At 67.6% G+C, this 6,518-nt stretch carries 5 protein-coding genes and 3 pseudogenes; 5 read left to right on the forward strand and 3 right to left on the reverse strand.

Annotated features, from left to right (window positions below; genetic code table 11):
- The first annotated feature begins 87 nt into the window (after positions 1–87).
- Positions 88–577: pseudogene (locus tag AC07FK_RS30990) on the forward strand (hypothetical protein).
- Here AC07FK_RS30990 and AC07FK_RS30995 read toward each other — a convergent pair.
- Positions 570–733, reverse strand: a pseudogene (locus AC07FK_RS30995) (IS110 family transposase); the annotation flags it as partial. The pseudogenes AC07FK_RS30990 and AC07FK_RS30995 overlap by 8 nt on opposite strands.
- A gap of 132 nt (positions 734–865) precedes the next feature.
- Between AC07FK_RS30995 and AC07FK_RS31000 the strand changes: the two are divergent.
- The 3 genes and pseudogenes from AC07FK_RS31000 to AC07FK_RS31010 all read left to right on the forward strand — a co-directional run.
- Positions 866–1,357 (forward strand): lamin tail domain-containing protein, encoded by a 492-nt coding sequence (locus tag AC07FK_RS31000; RefSeq protein WP_479108254.1) that lies wholly within the window; start codon positions 866–868, stop codon positions 1,355–1,357.
- 835 nt (positions 1,358–2,192) lie between these two features.
- Positions 2,193–3,164 (forward strand): MerR family transcriptional regulator, encoded by a 972-nt coding sequence (locus tag AC07FK_RS31005; RefSeq protein ID WP_479108255.1) that lies wholly within the window; start codon positions 2,193–2,195, stop codon positions 3,162–3,164.
- A 53-nt stretch (positions 3,165–3,217) separates the two neighbouring features.
- Positions 3,218–3,688 (forward strand): annotated as a pseudogene (locus AC07FK_RS31010) (transposase family protein); the annotation flags it as partial.
- Positions 3,689–3,940: 252 nt separating this feature from the next.
- Here AC07FK_RS31010 and AC07FK_RS31015 read toward each other — a convergent pair.
- Both AC07FK_RS31015 and AC07FK_RS31020 read right to left on the reverse strand, forming a co-directional pair.
- Positions 3,941–4,354: a DUF6281 family protein gene (locus tag AC07FK_RS31015; protein WP_479108256.1), complete on the reverse strand. Its 414-nt coding sequence runs from the start codon at positions 4,352–4,354 to the stop codon at positions 3,941–3,943.
- A gap of 290 nt (positions 4,355–4,644) precedes the next feature.
- Positions 4,645–5,229, reverse strand: a complete 585-nt coding sequence (locus AC07FK_RS31020; protein ID WP_479108257.1) for an FG-GAP repeat protein — start codon at positions 5,227–5,229, stop codon at positions 4,645–4,647.
- 982 nt (positions 5,230–6,211) lie between these two features.
- Here AC07FK_RS31020 and AC07FK_RS31025 point away from each other — a divergent pair.
- Entirely contained in the window at positions 6,212–6,325 is a 114-nt protein-coding gene (locus AC07FK_RS31025; protein ID WP_107061333.1) for a keywimysin-related RiPP, read from the forward strand.
- The last annotated feature ends 193 nt before the right edge of the window (positions 6,326–6,518 follow it).

Raw genomic sequence — 6,518 nt, forward strand, 5'->3', positions numbered from 1 at the left:
AAGGGCCTCGCCGGTCATGCCTTCGCAGGAGTCGTCGCCGCTGGGAAAAGGGCTGCGTTGGATGGGAGAGCCGGGCAGCATGGCGGTGTGGCTGATCTTCTGTGGGATGACGTGCGCTGTTTCTTCGACCCGGACCTGATGGGGTCGCTGCCGGACGTGCGTGTCCCGGATTGTTCGGTGGAGGACTGGCAGGCGGTCCTCGATCTTGTCGAGGCCAGGGGCTGGAAGTGCCAGTACTCGGAAGGCGAGACGGTGCTGCCGGTGCCCCGGGCGGGCGGAGACCGTGTTGTCCCGCCCGGCGGACGCTGAGTGCCCGGACCTGCGGGTCTGGCCGACTCCCGACGTGGTGGCGATCTTCCGTTGCAAAGACGACGAGGTCATCGACTTCGACGTCGACCTGCGGGAGTTGCAGGGCCAGGAACGACTCGATGTGTTCTGCGGCTTCCTCCGGGAGATCGGGCGACGCTTGGGCAAGCCGGTCCTGATGGATCCGGAGGGCGACTACGGCCATCCGGTGCTCGGCTTCGATGTCGAGGCCGATCGGGTCGTCCTTCTGGCTGAACCGCTGGTCATGTGACCGCGGCCGCAGGTCGGGACTCGTAGAAGGTGCCGTCACGGAGCATTGCGAAGAGGACATCGGCCCGCCGTCTGCGAGGCAGAGTAGAGCCTGCGTGTGGTGTTTGCCCTGGCTGATCTTCTTGTCGTAGTAGGCCCGCGATGCCGGGTCGGGCACCGAAGCCAGCCTCGCCCGTCTGCGCTCACCGCGACGTCAGCTGCCCGATCCGTTACCTGAAGCGGTGATCAGAAGCTCGCCGTCTCGGAGGGCTTCCGCTGCTCATCAACCTTCTTGAGGGGGGACCTCACCATGCGCATCACCCATGCCGCCTTCGCCGCTGCCATTTCGGTCGGATCACTCGCCGCTCTGACGGCCCCGGTTCAGGCCGCCGAGTACTCCTCGGCGCTGAAGGTCCGAGGCATCCAGTACGACGCACCGGGCCGCGACTCCAACAGCTGCTCGACGGGCAACACCCGCGAGGAGTACCTGATGGTCAAGAACTACTCGGCCACGGCGACCGTGAACCTGAAGGGTTACGTCGTCAAGGACGCGGCCGGCAACCGCTTCCAGTTCACGGCCAACCACTACCTGCAGCCCGGTGACTCGGTGAAGCTGCGGGGCGGCCACGGCACCGACTCCGACGCGGGCAACGTCGTCTACCGCGACGACTGCAACTTCATGTGGAACAACGACCGCGACACGATCTACCTCTACAAGCCCTCCGGCAGCCGCGCGGACGTCCACTCCTACAGCAAGAGCGGCAACGACCGCGACAACAACGGCTACATCACCTTCCACTAACCCCGCTCGCGCTCACGCTCCCCTCACTCGGCGGTCAGGGGAGTGAGCGCTGCACTGCCAGAGGGTGGGGACCGCGTACCGAGTCGAGCAGCAGCGTCTGGCCGAGCGCAGTCGCGCAGGCGAGTCCCCGCCCGCACTGGTGTGCGCCGGCCGCAGGGTGAGGTTCACCGAGGCCGCTGGAAGACAGGCCGCCCCGACAGGGGCAGGAACAGGACCCTGGACCTGTGCGGCACGTGTAGGAGCCGGACCGCCGACGCCGCGCGCCAGGACCGAACAGACCAAAAGTGAGAGCCAGCAGAACAAGCGCGCTCACAGCGCCAGCGATGATATGTCGGCGACGGCTGAAAAGTGGACCGGTAGCGGGCGCTTGGGTTCTAATCAACGCCATGCATCCCGCGGGCTGCCGACACGCCCTCGGTGTGCTGCTCGGGCACGGGCGGGCCCCCGGAGCTTCCCGGGCGATGTAGGGCCCGGGAAGCTAATCCGCCCGGTGGGAGCGGGGCGGAGCCCTTGTCCGTACCGGCGGCCGGGGCTGCCTCAGCTACCGCGGTCTGTTACGGCGCAACCCTGGGGGGCCCATGACCCTGCTCGGGAGCCAGACCGGCCGGGACAGCGGACGCAGGCAGGGCAAGGGGAAGCGACAGCGCCACCCGGGGCGTGTGACAAGTCCGTTGTCGATCACTAGACGATTGAGTCCAAGGGCTCGTAGCCGTAGGCCGCCAGCGAGCGGAGAGCACGCGACGCATGCTTCAGTAACTCGCAGGAGGTCTCGGTCGGGGCCCAGCGGGGGAATGGCCTTGAGTCTCCAGTGGCTGGAGACAGCAGAGTGGGAGACATGGACGTTACGACTCTCTACTCGATCGGGGAGCTTTCCCGGCGGACCGGCTTGTCTGTGAGGACCATCCGCTTCTACTCCGATTCGGGGGTGGTAGCGCCCACCACCCGTAGTCCCGCCGGCTATCGGCTCTACGACCTCGACGCACTGCTTCGTCTGGAACTCCTCCGCACACTGCGCGAGCTGGGCATTGACCTGGCCACGATTCAACGGGTACTGGAACGCGAGCTCTCGGTGGCGGAAGTCGCCGCGGCGCATGCCGACGCCATGGACGTCCAGATCCGGGTGCTGCAACTGCGTCGGAACGTTCTGCGAGTCGTGGCCAGACGCGGGTCCAGTCCCGAGGAGACCAAGCTCATGCACAGGCTCACGCAGTTGTCCGGCGAGGAACGCCGACGTTTGATCAACGATTTCATGGATGGCACCTTCGGCACAGCGGATGCCGACCCGGCCGCGGTGGCCATGGTTCGCGCTGCCACTCCCGACCTCCCCGAGGATCCGTCCAGCGAGCAGGTCGCCGCGTGGGTGGAACTCGCCGAGCTGGTCGGCGACGAGGACTTCCGGGCCCGGATGCGTCGGACGGCCGGATACCAGGCCGCCGGGCGCACGCTCGACATCGAGAGCGTGGCAGGCGAGGAACTGATGGAGTTCACCCGTCAGAGGGCGGCCGAGGCCATGGAGTCGGGCATCGACCCGCTCAGCGACAGGAGCGCGCCCGTCATCGACGACCTCGTGCACCGCTTCGCCGAGGTGTTCGCGCGCACCCCTGACACGGAATTCCGGGACTGGATGGCCCAGCAGTTCGAAGAAGCACACGATCCCAGGGTGGACCGGTACTGGAGGCTGGTGTGGATCGTCAACGGCTGGCAGGTAGCACCGAACCTGATCCCGGTGTACCCCTGGCTCATCCAGGCCCTGCGAAATGACCGTGACGCACAGACACCGCAGTGGGCACCGCCCCGGATCCCTTAATGAGTCCAAGGGATCGCCTGCGGGCATGAGACGAGGGCGTCCAACGTTGATGTGTGACTAACGACCTGGACACCCTCGCAACGGCACTCTATGCCCGGATCGACGACGAGTTGAAGGCTTCGCCGTGGTCGGCGCTGTGGCGGCCTGCCGTCGGAATCACGCCCACGCTCACTGACGCCGAGCTGATCACCCTCGGGGTCATGTCGGCGCTGCTCGGATACACCTCTGAGCGGCGCTGGCTACGCCGCGTCGGGCGGGACTTCGGTCGCCTGTTTCCCTACGTGCCCCAGCAGTCCGGCTACAACAAGCGGCTGAGCGCCGCGTTCTCACTGCTCACCAGCATGATTCGGATCGTGGCCCGCGATACCTCGCTGTGGAGCGACGATGTGTGGCTGGTCGACTCCACACCGGTCGGTTGCGGTTGCTCCCGCGAGACGGCCAAACGCTCGGACCTGGCAGGCTGGGCCCAGTACGGCTACTGCGCATCACACTCGCGATACTTCTGGGGGCTGCGTCTGCACCTCGACCAGGATCGCGAGGCCGGCGCCGGGAGACGATCGACCTGACGGCGCCGCGGGCGCTGAGGGAGTCCCGCACGGACGTCGCCCTCAATCTCACGGCCGAGCGGCTGCGCCGCCCGGCAGCACGCCTTCTCCTCGGTGGCCCCCGCCGAGTCGCTCAACCCCTGATCGCCGGCTGGAACCGCGAGAAGGACCACAACACCGAAGATTCCGGTGCCACCGTTCGGGCAGCACCAAAGTTGCAGACTCGTCCCGTCAGGAGCCGTTGATCAGCTTCTTGACCTCGGCAGGGAGCTCCGTGTCGGAGTCGATGACGACCAGGCGGGCATCACCAGGTTCGTCGCCCACCGCGACAGCGATGGTGGGGTCCACACCCTCGACCGTGTACGCGGTCGTGGACGAGGCCTTCGTCCTGCCGTCGGAATCATCGTTCGGCGTGTCGTCGCACGGCGGACGGGTTGCGGCGCCGAGATTGTCCCCGACGGGGATGTCGGTGTTTTCGGTGCCGAGGTACGTACGCTTGTCGTACTCGACCAGGAACGCACAGGACGACGCGGACCCACCGCCGTCATTCGATCCGTCCGTGCAGCCCGCGGTTAACGTCGCGCCGGCTGCCGCGAGCAGTACCCACAGGTGCCTACTTCTTCCGAATGGGAGTACCGGTTTCATCGGTACACCTCCTCCTGGAGCATCAGCTCCGGCTCAGTGGTTGGATGCTGCGAGGACCAAGGTCCGCACTCGGCGTGCCGGCTGGGGGGTGGCTGAGTCGGCCCGCCCCCAGCCTGCTGCGGAAGCGTCTGCGCTCGCTTCCGCAGAGATCTCGTAGGAGAGACCCTCGACTCACTCGCCCGCTTCTGCCAACGGATCTCCGGCGCACACGAGGGTGGCGCGGTTCACCGAAGAAACGATGCCCCCGCGCCGATGTCTGCGATGAGCAGACGCGACGCGGGGTGCAGGCGTCAGCGTGCGATCGAGGAGCCGAAGTCCGGGTATCCGCTGGTCGGCAGACCGATGGTGGCTGCCCCGAAGCTGACCGCGCCGGTGGTGGTGAGCTTCGGGGCGCGTCCCTTGAGGGACCACAGGGCGCCATCGCCGTTGTTCTCTCCGGAAGCGCCGACGGCGAGATCGGCCTTGCCGTCGCCGTTGGTGTCTTTCAAAGCCAGGGCGACTCCGAAGTAGTCGGCTGGCTCGGCCGCTCCGGGGACACCGGCTGAATCCTGGTTGTACCCGTACGCGGACGCGGTGGCGAGACCCCCGGCGGATCCGGGGATCACTGTCACCGAGCCCGTGCCTTCTGCCGAGCCGATCGACTCCGCGGGTGCGCCCACGGCGAGGTCGGCCCTGCCGTCCCCGTCGATGTCGTCGAGCGCCACAGCGGAACCGAAGAAGTCCTCGGCCTCCGACGCGCCGGGGATCCCGGCCGTGTCCTGGGTGATCTTCACGGGCGGGCGAGAGGTGTCACGACCACTCGACGCGCCGTAGGTCAGGGTGACGTTGCCGCCCAGGCTGGTGCCCGGCATCCAGGTGGTAGGCCTTCTCACCATGGGCGTGGGGATCTGCATCGAGTCCGTGAGGCCTGCCGCGAGCGGCGCGCCTGAGTCCCGAAGCCTCCGAGAGGCGCCACACCGCCAGCGCCGAACTCATCACGGATTCCTGCTTGCTCATGACGTTGATCGCCGGGTTGTCGCCCAGTGCGTCGACCAGTGCCTTCTCGTCGGCGGCGGTCCGGCCGCCGCCGTCCATGGCTCGGCCGAGAACGGCAAGGAGCCCATCGACGACCCGACGGTGGCCGCCCTGTGCGCGGCCGCGTTCGAGAAGGTCCGGGAGAGCGGGCCATCCCGCACGAGAAGTACATCCTCTGCCCCGGCCCCGGACAGTACATGCCCCACTTCCTGCTCCTGCAGCGCACAGGCCGCCCGCGAAGGCCTCACCCGGCGCAGCATCTGATGAAGGACGCCGGGATTAACGGGCGGATTTCCTGCCGCGACCACGGAACGCCCCGGTGGCGCTTGGCGCACAGGCGGAGGGGATATCCCCGTACGAGCGTCGAAGCGCCTCTGCATCACACCACTCGGCGCGGCGCGTACGGTGTGGCCACCTGCTGCGAGCCGGACACACGCAAGTGCGCATTCCAGGACGGCGGGGGCGGGTTGGCCGGATCGACTTCGTCCAGCCACGATCCAACGGTTCATGACCCCACGTCAGGACAGGGGGCGGCCCGGAAACTGCGCCGCCGTCGTCCCGCCGCACGTGTCTCGAAAAGAGCGCGCCCACCGAAAGTGGCATTGCTAGTACCCCGCCTGCACAGCACTATGACCGAATACCGGCCCACTTATGCATTACGCACGTGAGGCACGCACGGAATGTTGCGGGAGCACCTTGCTGGATGGCTTGTGTGCGCCTTTGCCGGAGGAAATCCACGCACCTAGGTTTGTGCTGCGTCGGCGGCGCCCCGCTCGATCGGGCCGGTTCGCCGGCTGACGTACGAAAACGGCACGAGTCCTGTTCATCCCGCAACGAAAGGGCATGACGATGGCTTACGAGCGTCCCACTCTCACCAAGGTCGGCGACTTCCAGAAGGTCACCGGACTGGCCGGCACGGGCAGCCCCGACCTGCTGGGCGGCCACAGCCTGCTTTGATCCGGCCCGCCATCGGCCCCGGGTGACCTGAGCACCGACGCTACGTCCTGGGGCACGTCGGGTCCGGAGCGTGGGGGGGGGGCCCCGCCCCCCCCCCCCCCCCCCCCCCCCCCTCCCCGTCCCCCCCCCCCCAAAAAAGGCCCTGTCCTGCCGCCCGTCCCTCCCCCCCCCCCCAGGACAGGGTGTTTTTTGT

The organism is Streptomyces sp. NPDC046122, from assembly GCF_056429965.1.

What these genes read in the sequence shown, in the direction of transcription:
- AC07FK_RS31000 (WP_479108254.1), top strand. Translation starts at nt 866, where the DNA reads ATGCGCATCACCCATGCCGCCTTCGCCGCTGCCATTTCGGTCGGATCA.
- AC07FK_RS31005 (WP_479108255.1), top strand. Translation starts at nt 2,193, where the DNA reads ATGGACGTTACGACTCTCTACTCGATCGGGGAGCTTTCCCGGCGGACC.
- AC07FK_RS31015 (WP_479108256.1), bottom strand. Translation starts at nt 4,354, where the DNA reads ATGAAACCGGTACTCCCATTCGGAAGAAGTAGGCACCTGTGGGTACTG.
- AC07FK_RS31020 (WP_479108257.1), bottom strand. Translation starts at nt 5,229, where the DNA reads ATGGTGAGAAGGCCTACCACCTGGATGCCGGGCACCAGCCTGGGCGGC.
- AC07FK_RS31025 (WP_107061333.1), top strand. Translation starts at nt 6,212, where the DNA reads ATGACGATGGCTTACGAGCGTCCCACTCTCACCAAGGTCGGCGACTTC.